At 62.4% G+C, this 16,510-nt stretch carries 12 protein-coding genes, 1 tRNA gene and 3 pseudogenes; 11 read left to right on the plus strand and 5 right to left on the minus strand.

Annotation, left to right across the window (positions count from 1 at the left end):
- Both H8A92_RS34600 and H8A92_RS34605 read left to right on the plus strand, forming a co-directional pair.
- On the plus strand, positions 1-235 hold a 235-nt coding region (locus tag H8A92_RS34600; protein ID WP_229199826.1), incomplete at its 5' end, for a hypothetical protein.
- A gap of 114 nt (positions 236-349) precedes the next feature.
- Positions 350-426, plus strand: a tRNA-Met gene (locus H8A92_RS34605).
- On the opposite strand, the gene H8A92_RS34610 is transcribed toward H8A92_RS34605, so the two are convergent.
- On the minus strand, positions 383-2,044 hold the full coding sequence (locus tag H8A92_RS34610) for a recombinase family protein (protein ID WP_420831408.1): 1,662 nt from the start codon (positions 2,042-2,044) through the stop codon (positions 383-385). The genes H8A92_RS34605 and H8A92_RS34610 overlap by 44 nt on opposite strands.
- Before the next feature lie 504 nt (positions 2,045-2,548).
- Entirely contained in the window at positions 2,549-2,749 is a 201-nt protein-coding gene (locus H8A92_RS34615) for a hypothetical protein (RefSeq protein ID WP_229199827.1), read from the minus strand.
- 670 nt (positions 2,750-3,419) lie between these two features.
- Here H8A92_RS34615 and H8A92_RS34620 point away from each other — a divergent pair.
- Together H8A92_RS34620 and H8A92_RS34625 are read left to right on the plus strand one after the other, a co-directional pair.
- Complete coding sequence (locus tag H8A92_RS34620) at positions 3,420-4,649, plus strand: Fic family protein (protein ID WP_229199828.1); 1,230 nt, start codon at positions 3,420-3,422, stop codon at positions 4,647-4,649.
- Positions 4,650-5,646: 997 nt separating this feature from the next.
- The gene (locus H8A92_RS34625) at positions 5,647-7,632 is read left to right on the plus strand and encodes a methyl-accepting chemotaxis protein (RefSeq protein WP_229199829.1); all 1,986 of its coding nucleotides are present in this window, start codon (positions 5,647-5,649) and stop codon (positions 7,630-7,632) included.
- 552 nt (positions 7,633-8,184) lie between these two features.
- On the opposite strand, the pseudogene H8A92_RS34630 reads toward H8A92_RS34625, so the two are convergent.
- A pseudogene (locus H8A92_RS34630) lies at positions 8,185-8,348 on the minus strand (non-homologous end-joining DNA ligase); the annotation flags it as partial.
- Positions 8,349-8,535: 187 nt separating this feature from the next.
- On the opposite strand from H8A92_RS34630, the gene H8A92_RS41095 reads away from it, so the two are divergent.
- Positions 8,536-8,667, plus strand: a complete 132-nt coding sequence (locus H8A92_RS41095; RefSeq protein WP_229199830.1) for a DUF3606 domain-containing protein — start codon at positions 8,536-8,538, stop codon at positions 8,665-8,667.
- Here the strand turns inward: H8A92_RS41095 and H8A92_RS34640 are convergent.
- Positions 8,656-8,969 (minus strand): annotated as a pseudogene (locus H8A92_RS34640) (hypothetical protein). The gene H8A92_RS41095 and the pseudogene H8A92_RS34640 overlap by 12 nt on opposite strands.
- Positions 8,970-9,309: 340 nt before the next feature.
- Positions 9,310-9,420, minus strand: a pseudogene (locus H8A92_RS34645) (phospholipase effector Tle1 domain-containing protein); the annotation flags it as partial.
- Positions 9,421-10,145: 725 nt separating this feature from the next.
- On the opposite strand from H8A92_RS34645, the gene H8A92_RS34650 reads away from it, so the two are divergent.
- From H8A92_RS34650 to H8A92_RS34675, 6 genes are all read left to right on the plus strand, one after another.
- A complete protein-coding gene (locus H8A92_RS34650) occupies positions 10,146-11,348 on the plus strand; it encodes a cytochrome P450 (RefSeq protein ID WP_229199831.1) in 1,203 nt (400 codons plus the stop codon).
- Between the two features lie 94 nt (positions 11,349-11,442).
- Complete coding sequence (locus H8A92_RS34655) at positions 11,443-12,732, plus strand: cytochrome P450 (RefSeq protein ID WP_229199835.1); 1,290 nt, start codon at positions 11,443-11,445, stop codon at positions 12,730-12,732.
- A 1-nt stretch (position 12,733) separates the two neighbouring features.
- Positions 12,734-13,042, plus strand: coding sequence for a ferredoxin (locus H8A92_RS34660; RefSeq protein ID WP_229199832.1), 309 nt, complete (start codon positions 12,734-12,736; stop codon positions 13,040-13,042).
- Positions 13,029-13,874: an SDR family oxidoreductase gene (locus tag H8A92_RS34665; RefSeq protein WP_229199836.1), complete on the plus strand. Its 846-nt coding sequence runs from the start codon at positions 13,029-13,031 to the stop codon at positions 13,872-13,874. Before H8A92_RS34660 ends, H8A92_RS34665 begins: the two co-directional genes overlap by 14 nt.
- A complete protein-coding gene (locus tag H8A92_RS34670; protein ID WP_229199833.1) occupies positions 13,874-15,217 on the plus strand; it encodes a cytochrome P450 in 1,344 nt (447 codons plus the stop codon). Before H8A92_RS34665 ends, H8A92_RS34670 begins: the two co-directional genes overlap by 1 nt.
- Positions 15,218-15,349: 132 nt before the next feature.
- The gene (locus H8A92_RS34675; RefSeq protein WP_229199837.1) at positions 15,350-16,348 is read left to right on the plus strand and encodes a polyprenyl synthetase family protein; all 999 of its coding nucleotides are present in this window, start codon (positions 15,350-15,352) and stop codon (positions 16,346-16,348) included.
- The last annotated feature ends 162 nt before the right edge of the window (positions 16,349-16,510 follow it).

The raw sequence follows: 16,510 nt of genomic DNA on the forward strand, positions 1-16,510 counted from the left end.
CGCGAATTGCGCGCCGCAGCAGCCTTCCCATCCGGGGGCTGCGGTTCCGGAGGGAACCACGACCGGGCAGGGCGGCCAGGCGCTCGGCGACAAGCTCGCCAAATCCGACGGTGTCCTATGCCCGCCGGCCGGCGTCGATCCCGAAATGCGTGCGCCGACCCCGCAAGGCGGCAACACGCCGGTGATTCCACCGCCCGGCAGCCCCGGTGGCGACCCATCGGTCAGGCCGAAATAGCTTCTGTCTGCAATAAGTTGCGGTCCTGTCCGGGTTTGCTTGACAGGCGCACTTGCCGCTCTTTATATGCCGCGCGTTCGCAGGTGTGGCTTATGCCGCTGACCGCGAGCCTATGGCGGGGTAGCTCAGCTGGTTAGAGCACGGGAATCATAATCCTGGGGTCGGGGGTTCGAGTCCCTCTCCCGCTACCATCTTTCCCCACACCCCTTTGACGTGGTTTGGATAGGCTTTTTCCCCGAGCAGGGCATTTAGCCGGCCAGCTATCTCCACGGCTACACCACCTGGGCGCCCCGGATCGCGGAACACAGTGACCGTCTCGACCAGGTCTCTGATGGCTTCTGCGGCCTCTCCATCGCCCGCACTGACGCCTTTGCCCAGTGCTTCCTCAAGCCGACCGAGTTGCTCCTCATATCGTTTAAGGATGGCCGGATGCAGCGCGACTTCCTTCAGGGCGGGTGGCTGGCTCTGCAACTCCTCAGATATCCGCTGTCGTTCGGCATCTAAGGCAGTCGACCGCGGTCCGAGAACGGATGGATCGCCATGTCCTTTCGCGATCGCATCAACCAGCCGTTCGATTTCCCGGTTTAATTGGCCAAGCCGCTGCTCGAGGCGCTGCCGTTTTGCACTTGATGTAGCTGCGAGGCGCTTCCGCTCCTCTAGATAAATGCGTACGTACTCCGAAATAACCTTGGGCGCGCGCAATTCGGCTTTTAGGCCGCTAAGGACTGCGCTCTCGACGGTGTCTAAATAAAAAGTCTTGGCGTCAGGACACGTGCCGCTCTCCGTCGCCGCCGAGCAGCGAATGCGAACGCGCCCCGATTTGTCCCGCCCATTGGTTGCCATGCCTGCGCCGCATGAGCCGCAACGGAGTAAGCCAGATAGCATCCGACGGGGCCGACGTTGATGGCTGGGGTGGCCGCGGCTGCGCTCCCCTTTGCGTTGCTGAGCAGCTGTGAATAACTCTGGACCGATAATTGCTAGATGCGGCACTTCAGCAACCTGCCAGTCACTCCTCGGATTCGGTCGTGACAGGCGGTTTCCCGAGTCGGGATCTTTCACCATCCTGACCTTGTTCCAGACGAGGCGCCCCACATAAAGCTCGTTCTGCAGGATTCCGGCGCCACGCTCAAAGTTGCCATTAATAGTTGAAGCATTCCATGCGCGCCCTCGCGGAGGTGATATCCTTTCTTTGTTGAGATCGTGCGCGATCTCGCGAGGCGTTCGACCGTCCGCATATTCCTGAAAGATACGCCGGATCACTTGTGCCTCGGACTCAACGACGACCCGTTCGCCGCTTTTTCCGGCGACCGCGGCATATCCGTATGTCAGGCCGCCTCCAGCCAAACCTTGCTTGACCCGCCCCGCTTGGCCACGACGCACCTTGTGAGCATTGTCTTCACGATAGAGTTGTCCGACCAAGCCGCGAAGGCCGACCAGTACGGTATTGACGACACCTTCGTGAACCGCCCGGATCTCGATTCCGAGAAAAGACAGCCGCTTGTGGATGCCTGCGAGATCTTCCATGTCGCGGGAAAGACGATCGAGCGCTTCGACGATTACTACGTCGAAGGATCTCTCCCGCGCTTGGTCCAACATCCGCAGAAGGCCTTCGCGTCCCATGACGGAGCCACCCGAACGTGCCCGATCCTCATAGGTGCTAATAACGGCTAAGCTTTCCCGCTCGGCATAGCTTTGACAAAGCGAAAGCTGGTCTTCAATCGAACGCTCATTCTGAAGATCGGTTGAGAATCGAGCATAGATCGTCGCTCTCTTCCTTGTCGTCTCTTCGATTGGAGAGCTCTCTTTCATGATCTTCCCTCGCGGCCAGACGAGCAAGTACGCGCGCAAGCCGTAAGATCGCCTTGTCTGGATTCGTCTGCAAGGACAATTTGCGAAGCGCTTCACGCACGATCGAACCTCTAGGTGATCGAACAATTAAACGAGGTGCACGCACCTGCGCTGGCGCCACTCCCCAAAATGTCGGCGTCGGTGATCATCCAGAGCATCATGCTTGGGCGGTGCCTAAGCGGAATGGCCGCTATGAGCTCGTCGTGTAATTGGATGCCGCAGCGAAGAAAAAGATAGCGTTCAGAAGGCCTTTCAGACAATCGTGCCGGCCTCACGTCTGACCAGGCTGCCGAGCGACTTGAACGAGGTCCAAGACAGGTTGCCGGGCAGCGCCGCGCCGGCACGCGGCACCAGCAAAACCCGGTAGTAGCCGAAGGCTAGCAGCTCGTTGGCGAAGCGTCACACCGCACATTCGAGACCCTGATCGCGTAGTGGATGAATAGGCTTGTTATCCCGGGCGAAAATTCAATAGACCCATAAGGATCGCGGTCCGCGTTCTTTGAGTTTCCGGTTGAATTCAGCGTGGGTGCCCGACTTGATGTATCCGGAATCGAGTAGCAGGCCATGCCGTTTCGGGTCTTTTGCCTTGCTGACTACATGGGCGATCTCGTAAGCGGCATAGGCAAGGGCATGAGCTGAAACCCAATTTTCGTCGTAGAACCACATCCTGATTGCGGTCCTCAATTGGGTGTGAGCCGCGTCTAGCTTGCCGACTTGCAACAATGACGGACGAATTTGGGAACCCATTCAACGCGGCGCTGGAGAACTTGGCTAAATCGCCACGTAAAGAAATGCCGCCATCGGCGGACGCTACGGAAGCCGGTGCTTCCTCGCGTCAGAAGCCGAAGTCCAGTTGACCCGGCATGGATCGGTAATGCGAGCACACCTGCTCCCACTTACCGAATCGGAACCGGTCATACCCGTTTACAAAAACTGGCTTTCGACTGCTGCCACTACGCATGACGCTCTCCTTTCCTGTTGCGCGGACATACAGCCGCAGGCTCACCCCCTTCGACGCGGGAGCGCGCTTGTCAACCTCCAGCCGCCTTAGGGGCCGGATCACAGAAAAGGTGCCGATGGCGGCAAACCGAGAACCACCCGCATGGGGGCCAGGCTCGGGTTAAACACGCTGCTTGAGTCGAGATCGTCCGGCAAGCCATTGGTTTGAAATCCACAAACTCAATCGCCGAGGCAGAACATATAGGGAACAATCTTTGCCTGGGAACTGAAGGGCGTACGGATCCCTATTCAAGCAGGCCGAGACCGCGCATTATTATGGTTTAATATAGAAACCCTAATTATAAATAGGGTCGCCGACCTCCAGTTTTGGTTTTTCATGAAGCGCAGCGATCTCAGCCACACAATCAGGGAGACCCTCAAACGGTTGCCGCCGCCGTACGATTCCCACTACGGGATCGTCCCGCCGGCTCCTCCCGAAGACGGAGTTTCGGTCGCAGGGGCGACGAAGGCCCTCGAGGCCGCTCAATTCGCCTTCGGGCGGGTCGACGCCGTCGGCGCTCAGTTGAAGGACCCCTACATCGTCAGCCGGATCCTGACCAGACGCGAAGCCGTCAGTTCCTCATCGATCGAAGGCACCCAAAGCACGCTCGATGAACTGCTTTCCGTAGAGGAAGCGGGGGGCGACGACGCCAGGGACGAAGCGCGCCAGGTGCGCAACTATGCCGTCGCGCTTGACGGATTCATTCCGCTTGCGGCCAAAGACGGATACCGCGTTTTCACGATGGATTTGATTAGAGATCTCCATCGTGCGGTGATGAAGGATGATCCGGATTACCAGGATGCTCCCGGCGAGCTCCGCAACCGTGTCGTGTGGATCGGCGGAAAAGGCGACATCGCGTATTCCAGTCTGAACCCTCCGCCTCCTGCCGACGTTCCGGACTGTCTTGCCCAGACCGTCGATTATCTTCGCAATGAGGGGATGCAGCAGATGACACAAGGCTTCATCACCAGGATGGCGATTGCGCACGCTCACTTCGAGGCGGTCCATCCCTTCCGCGATGGCAACGGGCGTGTGGGCCGTCTCCTTCTTCCTCTTATGATGGCTGCCGAGAAGCACGTCCCTCTGTACCTTTCGCCCTACATCGAGAGCAAAAAAGAGACGTACTACGCCTCCCTCAAGGACGCCCAGCAGCGACTCGACTGGCAGCCGATCATTGCCTTCATGGCCGACGCCGTCACCGGTACCGTCGATGAACTCATCCGAACCCGCAAGGCGCTGTCGGACTTGTCCGAACTCTGGCGGCGGCGCCGGAAATTCCGCAAGGGTTCTGCGGCGGTCCGCGCGCTTGACGAACTTCACAATTATCCGGTTGTGACTGCCAAGCGGCTAAGCGATCTTCTTGAGATCAGCCCTCCACAGGTGCATCAGGCTATCGCCCAATTGGAAGAGGCAGGCATCTTACAAGAGCGGACCGGCTACGCGCGCAACCGCGTGTATGCCGCCTACGAAGCGCTCAGTATCATCAACCGCCCCTTCGGCGAGGAGCCCTTGCTTCCCGAGCAAGCCGATCTAGGCGAGATATCGGCGGCTCTCAGGGAACCGTGACCGGTGCTATGTCGTGGACCCGGTGAGCGCTTCCGGCGAACGCGAACAGCCGCAATGAGCAAGCGACATCCAGCTTGATCTATCGTACGGGCATCCTGCAGCCGGATTGGCGGCCTCATCGCAGAGCGGCCACAAGATGCGCCCCTCGCAATTGGGGCCGGTGAAGATCTCCTGCCTCGCTACAGTCGGCCTTTCCGTAAGCGCCCAGCAGGGAATCCCTACACTTCCGGGAGCGTCGCGAAATGGCGCATCGAAACCGACAAGGGCGGCTATGGGGCGATCGCTACTCGCCGTCGTGATCGACGCCCGCTGTCGGGACAGGTCTCCCGCTTCTCTCTTCCATGCATCGCGGACTGATTTTTCGCTTTGGTTGGCCTGGGGACTATGCAAGTGCGTCTTCCAAATGAGCCAGAATATCCGTCTATCCATAGGTGTCCGCGGAGTTGCTCACAACGGGGCAGCGAACTACTCCCCACCTTCGTCCGTTCAGTACTATTTGTGTCCAGGGAAGTGCAGTGCGTCACGGAAGTCTCCGAGCAACGAATAGAGTGCATTGTCGCCGGGATGCCAATGACCCGCGTCGGTACTTGCGGAAGGTGATTTTCCGCGGTGATTGGCTGCGGAAGCATCGAGCCAGCGGGCGATCTTTTTTATTGTTGTCAGAATAGTGCGGGTCCGAATCGGAGCGCTGGCCGATGTGTTGTGCCGCTTATCGGCGAACTTCGCGTTACGTGCGCATCTTTTCTGCAAAAGGTCGCCGATGATTGGCCTATCGCGGGCATGATGTTGCCGTCGCCGGAGGGTGCTCGTAGTTCACGTCGATCAGAACGCACAGTGCGAGTTCAGATTTTCGAAATCAATCTGACCTATTGAGCCGGTCATCATCGACCGAACGAACCAGGTCAACGACTCCCGTCTAGCCAATACTGACCAACGCCTGTCGGCGCCGTTGTTCAACAACACGGCCACTGGGGCACGAACTGATTCGAGGGGTAACATGAGCGAAGTTGTGACGAGGAACAGCAGGCCATCGAGGCGTTTCCGCATCGGGTTGCGCAGCCAAATGGCACTGCTCGGGATTTCCGGGGTCCTTGTCACCGGCGTGATCTGCGCCGGCGCTCTGAACTACGCGCGCCTCGTCCAGAGCGAATCAAACGACAGCAACAAATTCAAGGATCATGTCGCATCGCTGTCACAGAGTTTCCTGGAGTCGCGACAAATCGCAAACGACTTCCTCCGCAAACCAAGTGATGTCTTGATCAAGAACCATGCGGAGAATTATGAACGGCAGCTTTCAGACCTCGGTTACGTTGAAACATTTGTGACGATGTTGCCCGATGACGACCCGCTCAAGCAGGTGACGTCCCTGCGCTCGGTGATTGGTCTCTACGCAACGCGCTTTCATAACATTGTCTCCGCCCAACGCAATCTCGGCTTCAATGAGAATGAGGGATTTCAAGGCAAGCTGCGCAATGCCGTTCACGACGTCGAGCAAAGGCTGAAAGAGCTGAACCAGCCGCGCCTCACGACCTTGATGTTGATGATGCGCCGGCACGAGAAGGATTTCATTTTGCGCGGCGAGGAAAAATATGGCGATCAACTGGTCGATCAGGAGGCGATATTCGAGACCGCGCTTGCTCAAGCCAACTTGCCAGAGGAGACGAAATCCCAAATCCTCGACCTGATCCGCGCATACAAGCAGAGTTTCGTTGCGTTCATGGTCACGCAGCAAGCGCTGAATGATCAGGTGGACGATCTTGGACATATCTACGACCGTGTCCGTCCGGCGCTCGTGAAGATCATGGCTTCGGCCGGGGCGCGCTCGCAGGTTGCTGAAGTCCATGCTGAAGAGATCCGGCAGACGCTCATCTGGGTGATTGGACTTTCAACGGTTCTTGTGGGGCTCACGGCAGTGCTGTTCGGCCAGCGCATCGCCGAAACAGTGGCTTCGATGACGGCGGCCATGCGCCAGCTCGGCGAGGGGCGGTTCGACGTGATTTTGCCAGGACTTGGCCGAACGGACGAACTCGGCGAGATGGCCGAATCGGTCGAAATGTTCAAGCTGAAAGCCCGCCAGAGGGCGCGGGCCGAGCTCGATGCGAGCGCCGAACTGGATCGTGTCGCTGCCGAACAGCGTAAGGCCGATATCGCGCGGCTCGCCGGTGAGTTCGAAAGCGCCGTGGGTCAGATTATCGGCGCCGTCTCATCCGCATCATCAGAGCTCGAGGCGTCCGCGCGCAGCCTTACCGGCGCGGCCGATCGCGGCAGGCAACTCTCCGTCGAGGTCGCATCTTCATCGGGGGAGACCTCCGCCAACGTTCAGCGCCTCGCTGATGCTACGGGCGAAATGGCAGGAACCATCGCCACCATCGGCCGGCAGGTTGACCAGGTGGCCAGTATGTCGCACGAAGCGGTCCGTATGGCGCAACTGAGCGACCAGCGAATATCCGGTTTGGCGGTCGCGGCGGAGCGGATAGGCGGCGTCGTTCAGCTGATTGCCGCGATCGCGCGGCAGACAAATCTGCTCGCGCTGAACGCCACCATCGAGGCTGCACGCGCCGGCGGCTTCGGCAGGGGATTCGCGATCGTCGCGCAGGAAGTGAAATCTCTTGCGACGCAGACCGCCCATGCCACCGCTGAGATCAGCGAACACATCGGCGGAATACAGGCTGCGACACTTGATTCGGTCGGGACTATTGCCGAAATTGGTGGCCTCATCGGACGCATCTCGGAGATTGCGGGGACCGTGGTGGAGGCCATCGGAAAGCAGGAGACGACCAGCCAAAGCATCGCACTCAATGTGCGGGAAGCCGCAGCCAGGACGACGCTGGTGGCGACAAGCGCCGGTGAGGTGACTACGGGCGCAAAGCTGACCGAGGAGGCTTCGGCGGGAGTGCTAAGGTCTGCCGAACTGCTTTCTGAGGAAGGTACTCGGCTGAAGCGCGAGCTGGACGACTTCCTCGCTAGAATTCAGGCGGCCTAGGTTGGGGAGGCGTAGACCAAAAAGCATCCAGACCAGCATGCGAATTGCGGACAGGCGCCACTTGGTGGTCAACAATGGCCTTTGTGACTGGCGGCTTCTCGCCGACTCAGGCTAAGCAGTTTGTGCGCAAAATCCAATATGAGACGAAACAAGATGGTTGCTGCCGCCCGCAAGATGCCGACTTCAGGCTTCGCGATCGAGGTCGATGGCCTGTTAAAAACTGAGTTTGCAACGAAGAGGGCGCCAGGGCCGGCGGAGAAGAGCTGAAGAGACGGTTTCCCAAGCTTCGGGTCAGGATCTATGACGCGCAGACGCATGCGCGTGAGGAAATCTAGACCCTCAGATTCAAGCCCGGGTCACTTCTTCCGCTTGGCGCGTGCGGCCGATGCCCCAACGAGCTCTCCTGAACCGAGCCGCGCAGCGTCTCGGTCATGCGGGTTCGATCCCTCGCGCAAGGACTCATGAAGCTCCTCGCCGGGGCACTGGGGAAAGGGCCCGCCGTCATGGCGTATGCCGGCGTGGCTATCACTGCCCGTTCCCGGGTACCGCTATTAGGATATTCTTAAGTTCGGCTTTGCGCTGAAAGAGCGGGAGTCGGATGTCGCGGGGCTGTTCAGATAGAGCAGATCGAACGCTACGAGGACGATGCTCTTCGATTTGCCCTTGAGCTCGTTCTGCACGACTGAGAAGTCGGTCGTGCCGTCGGCCGCCGGTAGCTGTTGGCTTTACGCTGAAACGGCACAGGAAGAACTCCACGTTGCAGCCGATTCAAATTGGCACAGTTCGAATCGTTCCGGAACCTGCGAATCCCTGTCGCGGTGCTTTCAATGTCACAACAGGAGGCACCGATGGCGGCAGCGAAGAAGAGCAACAGGGGCGCGCGGACGAAGCAGGAGCGGCCGGGTGGCAGGCGGGCCGGACTACGAAGTGCAGTACGAGGCGAAGAACACCGGAAAGTCGGCACCGGCGGTGAAGAAGGCCGTCAAAAAGGTCGGCGACGCGCGCAAGCGGATGGAGAAACGGTTAGGCCGCTGAGTCAGAGACGAATTGGCGTAGATGCTTAGTGCCGGTCGTCCTCGTTGGCGGGCATTCTGGACAGGTGTCTTCAATCGAGTCCAGCACGTCGCGAACCGCGGCTGCCGCTGCACCAGCGGAGACGCCTATTGGCGGGTCTCGACGGGCGATGTTGAAGGCCCGCTCTCGTGCATGCGGACTGGCGCGGTCCTGCATCCAACCGTGCTCCTCTCACTCGCGCATGCGCCCGCTTCCCGGAGCACGTGGATCTCCCATCCGCGCAGCGTCCATATTGTTGGCTTTCGTTCAGTAGTCATCAGCATTGAAGTATGCTCCGAATACGACGAATCCTGTGGTCCGCCATCTGTTCCGGCTCCTCGCAGAAGGCTGGGTTCCCAGTAAGCAGATGACAAGGTTTCCCCAATTCTGAGATTCCTGTGAAAGATGCCGGGCGGTTCTTGTCGGATGGCCTGCATCACGTTCGCTTAGGTCTTTGCGTGTGCAGGCAGAGAACAGCGCTCTCGTGTTGGGGTGGACGGCCCCTGACTTGCAGTCAAAAGTGACCGAGTTCGCGCTTGTCGTGCCAGGGACCAAGCGATCCGCATTCAGCTTCAGAAATCTATCGTGTACCTTGATGCCGAATCCGCCGCGTCCCTTGCGGTCGGGAAAGGTCTCGGCCGCATGCGCCATCCAACTCAGTGAGATGTCGGAGAGGCGGGTTTCATTTTCGGGATAACTACCGCCGACATCGAAGTGGTTTCCTGCGAACCACATTCCACAACCAATCCGGTTGTTTGAAATCCGTGGAAGGCCGCCCGCACATTCAGCGCGAGAGCGGGCCTTTGTCGGGCACTTGCTGCGCCATTGTCGTCATTGAGACTCAATGCCAGAAACCTGACATACGCGCGCTACGAAGTGCCTGCTGAGCCTGCGAACTCACCTCGGCACGCGATTTGCTCTGTTCACGGCATCATCACCGATCGCGGTGCGATGATCTTCGGGAGGGACACGGCGCGCGTCGCCGCTCGCGTTTGGTCCATTCCGACGGTTTGCTGTGGCATGACTTGGCGCTCGGTAGTGGACCGAGAAATGCAGGGAAGGGTTGGATGCGATCTAGAGTTCTTCTTTTGGGAGCCAGCGAAACTGCCACCGGAAAAGTGCGACTGCTCCGCAGGCCATATTGGCGGGCAAGTTGATGGCGGGTACCTCGAGCCTCCTTCACCAATCCTTACGGTCAGTCCATCTTGGCGACGCCGACAGGTTCGATGTCATGCGTCGGCGCAACCCGCACCTGCCGTTCGGCTAGGGGCCGCCCTTCTGCCTGAGCGTGCGCTGGGACGACTGGAATTGCGATGAGCCTTCTTCGCGCCACTCGTGCGGATGGGGGATCTGGTGCGGACCAACGTCGCGGAGGCTGTCGTCTACCTGCCGTCTTCGCTGCCTGCGGCTCCTATCGGTCACCTTCCGCCCTTTCATCTCTTAGAGAGTGATGTGCCACCATGTCCGAACAATCCTTGCTGACGCTGCCGATGTGGCGCGTCGATCACATCGAGCCTTCGCCGGACATGTTGGCGCTGCGCGCCAAGGGTCCGATCCACCGTGTACGCTTCCCGTCCGGACACGAAGGCTGGTGGGTGACAGGCTATGACGAGGCCAAGGCGGTGCTGTCCGACGCGGCGTTCCGGCCCGCGGGAATGCCGCCGGCGGCATTCACCCCGGATTCGGTGATTCTCGGTTCGCCGGGCTGGCTGGTCTCGCACGAGGGGGGCGAGCATGCCCGGTTACGCACGATCGTGGCGCCGGCCTTTAGCAACCGCCGGCTGAAGCTGCTCGCGCAGCAGGTCGAAGCGATCGCCGCGCAGTTGTTTGAGAAGCTAGCGGCCCAGCCTCAGCCCGCCGACCTGAGGCGCCACCTCTCCTTTCCGCTTCCGGCCATGGTCATCAGCGCGCTGATGGGCGTGCCCTACGAGGATCGCGCCTTTTTCGCCCGGCTGTCCGACGAGGTGATGACGCACCAGCATGAAAGCGGCCCGCGCAGTGCGTCGCGCCGGGCCTGGGAAGAACTGCGCGCCTACATGCGCGGCAAGATGCGCGACAAGCGCTGGGCTCCGGGCGACAACCTGCTGACGGATCTGCTCGCGGCGGTCGACCAGGGCAAGGCGACCGAGGAAGAGGCGGTCGGCCTTGCGGCGGGCATGCTGGTGGCGGGGCACGAGAGCACCGTCGCGCAGATCGAATTCGGCCTGCTGGCCATGTTCCGCCATCCGCAACAGCGCGAACGCCTGGTCGGCGACCCATCCCTGGTGGACAAGGCGGTGGAGGAAATCCTGCGCATGTACCCGCCGGGCGCGGGCTGGGACGGCATCATGCGCTATCCGAGGACCGACGTGACCATCGCGGGCGTGGATATTCCCGCGGAGAGCAAAGTGTTGGTCGGCCTGCCGGCGACGTCGTTCGATCCGGGCCATTTCGATGACCCGGAAGTCTTCGATATCGAACGCCAGGAAGAGCCGCACCTGGCGTTCTCCTACGGGCCGCACTCCTGCATCGGCGGGGCGCTGGCCAGGCTGGAACTCAAGGCGGTGTTCGGTTCGATCTTCCAGCGCTTTCCCGCGCTGCGTCTGGCCGTGGCGCCTGAAGAATTGAAGTTGCGCAAGGAGATCATTACTGGCGGCTTCGAGGAATTCCCGGTGCTCTGGTGATGCACGGACGCCAACAATGATCGCGATCCTCTCCGCAATTTGCCGGCGCGCCTGGGGCGCGCCGGTCAGATCAGGCCCCCGACAGGTAATCAGGATGCACGTGCAAGAAACCAGGGCAGCATACCGGGACGCCTTCGCCGAACTGGCGTCGCCGGCGTGCATCCACGACCCGTATCCGTTCATGCGGTGGTTGCGCGAGCACGATCCGGTGCATCGCGCGGCGTCGGGCCTCTTTCTGTTGAGCCGCCACGCCGATATTTACTGGGCGCTCAAGGCCACGGGCGATGCGTTTTTGGGACCGGGGCCAGGCGAACTGGCGCGCTATTTCCCGCATGCGGCGACAAGCCTGTCGCTCAATCTGCTGGCGTCCACGCTAGCGATGAAGAACCCACCGGCGCATACGCGTCTGCGCCGGCTGATCTCGCGCGATTTCACCATGCGCCAGATCGACGACCTGCGGCCGAGCATCGCGCGCATCGTCGCCGCGCGCCTGGACGGCATGGCGCCCGCACTGGAGCGCGGGGAGGCCGTGGACCTGCATCGGGAATTCGCGCTGGCTCTGCCCATGCTGGTCTTCGCCGAACTGTTTGGCATGCCCCAGGACGACATGTTCGGGCTCGCCCCCGGCATCGGCGCCATTCTGGAAGGCCTGAGCCCGCACGCCAGCGATTCCCAGCTCGCCGCGGCGGACGCGGCCAGTGCCAGAGTGAAGGCCTATTTCGGCGGCCTCATACAGTGCAAGCGCACCGATCCCCGCGACGACATCGTGTCCATGCTCGTCGGCGCACACGACGATGATGCCGACACGCTGTCGGATGCGGAGTTGATCAGCATGTTGTGGGGCATGCTGCTCGGCGGCTTCGCCACCACTGCTGCCACCATCGACCATGCGGTCCTGGCGATGTTGGCGTATCCCCAACAGAGGCACTGGCTGCAGGGAGATGCCGTGGGGGTGAAGGCGTTCGTCGAAGAAGTCCTGCGCTGCGACGCGCCCGCGATGTTCAGCTCCATTCCGCGTATCGCCCAGTGCGACATCGAACTGGGCGGCGTGGTGATCCCGAAGAACGCGGACGTGCGCGTGCTGATCGCGTCCGGCAATCGCGACCCGGACGCCTTCGCCGATCCCGATCGCTTCGATCCGGCGCGGTTCTACGGCACCAGTCCAGGTATGTCGACCGACGGGCAGATCATGCTGAGCTTCGGCCACGGCATTCACTTCTGCCTCGGTGCGCAACTGGCCCGGGTGCAATTGGCCGAGAGCCTGCCGCGGATCCAGGTCCGTTTCCCCACGCTGGCATTGGCCGGGCAGCCGACCCGGGAGCCCTCCGCGTTCCTTCGGACGTTCCGCGCGCTGCCGGTGCGGCTGCATGCGCAGCGGAGCTGAAATGCGCGTCGTGGTCGACCAGGATCTGTGCGGAACCAGCGGGCAGTGCGTGCTGACGCTGCCGGCCACCTTTCGCCAGCGCGAATCGGACGGCGTGGCCGAAGTATGCGTGGCGACGGTCCCGCAGGCGCTGCACGCCGCCCTGAGGCTGGCGGCGAGCCAGTGCCCAGTCGCCGCCATTCGGGTCGTCGAAAGCGACGCTGGCGATGACGAGCGCCGCAGCGCCGACCCTGTGCCTTCTACACTGGAGGCCGAGCGGCATGCCGCAAGAGACCAACGCCACCCAGGAGGGCACGATGGGACGATTTGAAGACAAGGTGGCCGTGGTGACCGGTGCCGGCGCCGGCATCGGCAAGGCATGCGCCCTCGCTATCGCGCGCGAGGGAGGCAGGGTGGTGGTCGCCGACATTGATGGCTCGGCGGCCATCGCCTGCACCGCGCAAATTGCATCCGAGGCGGACCGCGCGCTGGCCTCGGCCACAGACATCGCCGATGCGCAGGCGGTGGCTGCGCTGTTCGAAACGGCGGAGCGGCACTTCGGTGGGGTCGACCTGCTGGTGAACAACGCGAGCGCCATGCATCTGACTCCGCGCGACCGAGCGATCCTCGACCTCGACCTGGCGGTCTGGGATCAGACAATGGCGACCAATCTGCGCGGCACGCTGCTCTGCTGCCGGCAGGCCATCCCACGGATGATCGCCCGCGGTGGTGGCGCGATCGTCAACATGTCGTCGTGCCAGGGGCTCAGCGGTGACACCGCGCAGACGTCCTACGCCGCGTCGAAGGCGGCGATGAACATGCTGTCCGCCTCGCTTGCCACCCAGTACGGTCATGCGCAGATCCGCTGCAACGCGGTTGCGCCGGGTCTCATCATGACCGATCGTCTCCTCGCCAAGCTGGACGAGTGCACGCAATGGCATCTGCGCCGGCACCAGCTCCTGCCGCGCGTCGGCCGCCCCGAAGATGTGGCCGCGCTGGTGGCGTTCCTGCTCTCCGACGATGCTGCGTTCATTACTAGCCAGGTCGTGTGCATCGACGGCGGCATGCTGGCGCATGTGCCGACGTACGCCGATGGTGGCAACAGCCGCGCCGCGCGGCCTTCCGGCAAGACCGCCGAAGCGGACGCGTCGCGGGGCTGCTGATGAACATGTTGCTCAACCCGCTAAACCGTCGGCATCTGCTGCGGCACGACATCCCGGTCGTGCCGGGCGCTTTCCCCTTGGTCGGACATCTTCCCGCCGTCGTCTGCGACCTGCCGCGCCTGCTGCGGCGCGCGGAACGGACGCTGGGCAGCCACTTCTGGCTGGATTTCGGCCCTGCCGGACATCTGATGACCAGTCTGGATCCGGACGCTCTCGCACTGCTCCGGCACAAGGACGTGTGTTCGGCGCTGATCGAAGACATCGCGCCCGAATTGTTTGGCGGAACGTTGGTTGCCCAGGACGGCATCGCGCACCGGCAGGCGCGCGATGCGATCCAGGTGGCGCTTCTGCCCAAGGGACTGACCCAGGCCGGCATCGGCGAGCTGTTCGCGCCCGTCATCCGGGCGCGCGTGCAGAGGTGGCGCGACCGCGGCGACGTAACCATCCTGCGCGAAACCGGCGATCTGATGCTCAAGCTCATCTTCAGTCTCATGGGAATCCCCGCGCAGGACCTGCCGGGATGGCATCGCAAGTACCGGCAACTGCTGCAGCTGATCGTCGCGCCCCCGGTCGACCTGCCCGGACTGCCATTGCGGCGCGGCCGCGCCGCCCGCGACTGGATCGATGCACGGTTGCGCGAGTTCGTCCGCGCCGCGCGCGAACATGCCTCGCGCACCGGGTTGATCAACGACATGGTGAGCGCCTTCGATGGCAGTGACGATGCGCTTTCCGATGACGTCCTGGTCGCAAATATCCGCTTGCTGCTGCTTGGTGGTCACGACACCACCGCCTCGACGATGGCCTGGATGGTGATCGAGATGGCGCGGCAGCCTGGACTGTGGGACGCCCTGATCGAGGAGGCGCAACGCGTGGGTGCGGTGCCGACCCGGCACGCGGATCTGGCGCAGTGTCCGGTCGCCGAGGCGCTGTTCCGCGAGACGCTGCGCGTGCATCCGGCGACGCCGCTCCTGGTGCGTCGCGCAGTGCGTGAATTGCGAGTCGGCCAACGGCGCATTCCCGCGGGCACCGATCTGTGCGTCCCGCTGCTGCATTTCTCGACCTCGGCGCTGCTGCACGAGGCGCCTGATCAGTTTCGGCTGGCGCGGTGGCTGCAACGCACCGAGCCGATCCGGCCGATGGATATGCTGCAGTTCGGTACCGGTCCGCACGTCTGCATGGGCTACCACCTGGCATGGCTGGAACTGGTGCAGTTCTGCATCGCCTTGGCGCTGACCATGCACGAGGCCGGAGTGCGGCCGCGGTTGCTGAGCGACGCCGAAAAAGGCCGGCGCTATTACCCGACCGCACATCCGTCCATGACTATGCGCATCGGATTCTCATGAGCTGGCACCGCATGCGCATGTGGCGGGGCAGCGGCGCCGGCGACGCGCGGCAACGCTGCACTCGGCGCGCGCACGGTGCGACGCCGACAACACCTCGGTGGCTCGCTTGTCGGGGACAAGGACATGAACAACATGCAGGCCAGTTCCACGCCACAGGACGACAGAACTGGTGATTCCGCGTTCGGCGGATTGGGCGCGCCGGCGCGCGGCGCATCCGGCGGGCTGCTGCCCGAGATCTGGATGCAGGACGGTGCAAGGCGGGTCGAGCAGGTGCTGGCGCGCCTTCTCTTTGTCGAACGTGACGGTGAGACCGAGCTGATGGCCGCGATGCGCTACGCCACCTTGCATGGCGGGAAACGCACCCGTGCCTTGCTCTGCCTGGCTGCCGGCGCACTGGCCGACAAACCGGCGCACATGCTTGACGACGTCGGCGCCGCCATCGAGATGATGCACGCTTGTACCCTGGTCCACGACGATCTGCCCGCGATGGACGACGATGTGCTTCGCCGCGGCCTTCCGACCGTGCACGTCAAGTACGGCGAAGCTATTGCGATCTTGGTCGGCGATGCGCTGCAGGCGCACGCCTTCCTGACCCTGGCCAGCCTGGATGCGCCGGGGAATTACCGTATCGCCCTTGTGCGCGAACTGGCGCAGGCGGTGTCCGCAGAGGGTGCCGCAGGCGGGCAGGCCATCGATCTGTCGCTGGTTGGAAAGTACGTGGAGCTGGACAGGATCGTGGCGATGTACCGGATGAAGAGCGGAGCGCTAGTGCGCGCGTCCGTTCGCATGGGCGCGCTATGTGCCATCGCGGAGGATGCCGCGCACGCTGCGCTGTACTGTGCGCTCGATCGCTACGGCGCCTGTTTCGGCCTGGCGTTGCAGGTGATCGACGACATTCTCGACGTGACAGCGGATACTGCGACGCTGGGCAAGACTCCCGGCAAGGACGCGGCGGCGCAGAAGCCGACCTGCGCGTCGATCATGGGATTGCAGGCAGCACGCCAGTTCGCGCTGGACCTGTTGCGCGATGCCGAGGAGGCGATCGCGCCGCTGGGGCCGCGTGCGGAACGGTTGGCGCACATCCTGCAGCGGGTCAACGCGTATCTGTTCAGGCACGCGCCATGCGCATGAGCGTACTCATCGGTTTGGAGACGCTCCTGTGCCGCTGCGATCGGCCGGCGGCCGCGGCGCGTGTATGCTGCACTAATGTGCGAAGTGCCCGGCGCCGATCGCAGAGCTTGCCGCTGCGCGCTGTGCGCAAGCCTATGCGGCGGGCCGGCGCCAGCATCGGGG

Origin of the sequence: Bradyrhizobium acaciae (assembly GCF_020889785.1) — a bacterium.
GTDB classification, from domain to species: domain Bacteria; phylum Pseudomonadota; class Alphaproteobacteria; order Rhizobiales; family Xanthobacteraceae; genus Bradyrhizobium; species Bradyrhizobium acaciae.

Excerpts from the sequence above, each read along its gene's own strand:
- H8A92_RS34610 (WP_420831408.1), bottom strand. The coding sequence starts at position 2,044 with ATGAAAGAGAGCTCTCCAATCGAAGAGACGACAAGGAAGAGAGCGACG.
- H8A92_RS34615 (WP_229199827.1), bottom strand. The coding sequence starts at position 2,749 with ATGTGGTTCTACGACGAAAATTGGGTTTCAGCTCATGCCCTTGCCTAT.
- H8A92_RS34620 (WP_229199828.1), top strand. The coding sequence starts at position 3,420 with ATGAAGCGCAGCGATCTCAGCCACACAATCAGGGAGACCCTCAAACGG.
- H8A92_RS34625 (WP_229199829.1), top strand. The coding sequence starts at position 5,647 with ATGAGCGAAGTTGTGACGAGGAACAGCAGGCCATCGAGGCGTTTCCGC.
- H8A92_RS34650 (WP_229199831.1), top strand. The coding sequence starts at position 10,146 with ATGTCCGAACAATCCTTGCTGACGCTGCCGATGTGGCGCGTCGATCAC.
- H8A92_RS34655 (WP_229199835.1), top strand. The coding sequence starts at position 11,443 with ATGCACGTGCAAGAAACCAGGGCAGCATACCGGGACGCCTTCGCCGAA.
- H8A92_RS34660 (WP_229199832.1), top strand. The coding sequence starts at position 12,734 with ATGCGCGTCGTGGTCGACCAGGATCTGTGCGGAACCAGCGGGCAGTGC.
- H8A92_RS34665 (WP_229199836.1), top strand. The coding sequence starts at position 13,029 with ATGGGACGATTTGAAGACAAGGTGGCCGTGGTGACCGGTGCCGGCGCC.
- H8A92_RS34670 (WP_229199833.1), top strand. The coding sequence starts at position 13,874 with ATGAACATGTTGCTCAACCCGCTAAACCGTCGGCATCTGCTGCGGCAC.
- H8A92_RS34675 (WP_229199837.1), top strand. The coding sequence starts at position 15,350 with ATGCAGGCCAGTTCCACGCCACAGGACGACAGAACTGGTGATTCCGCG.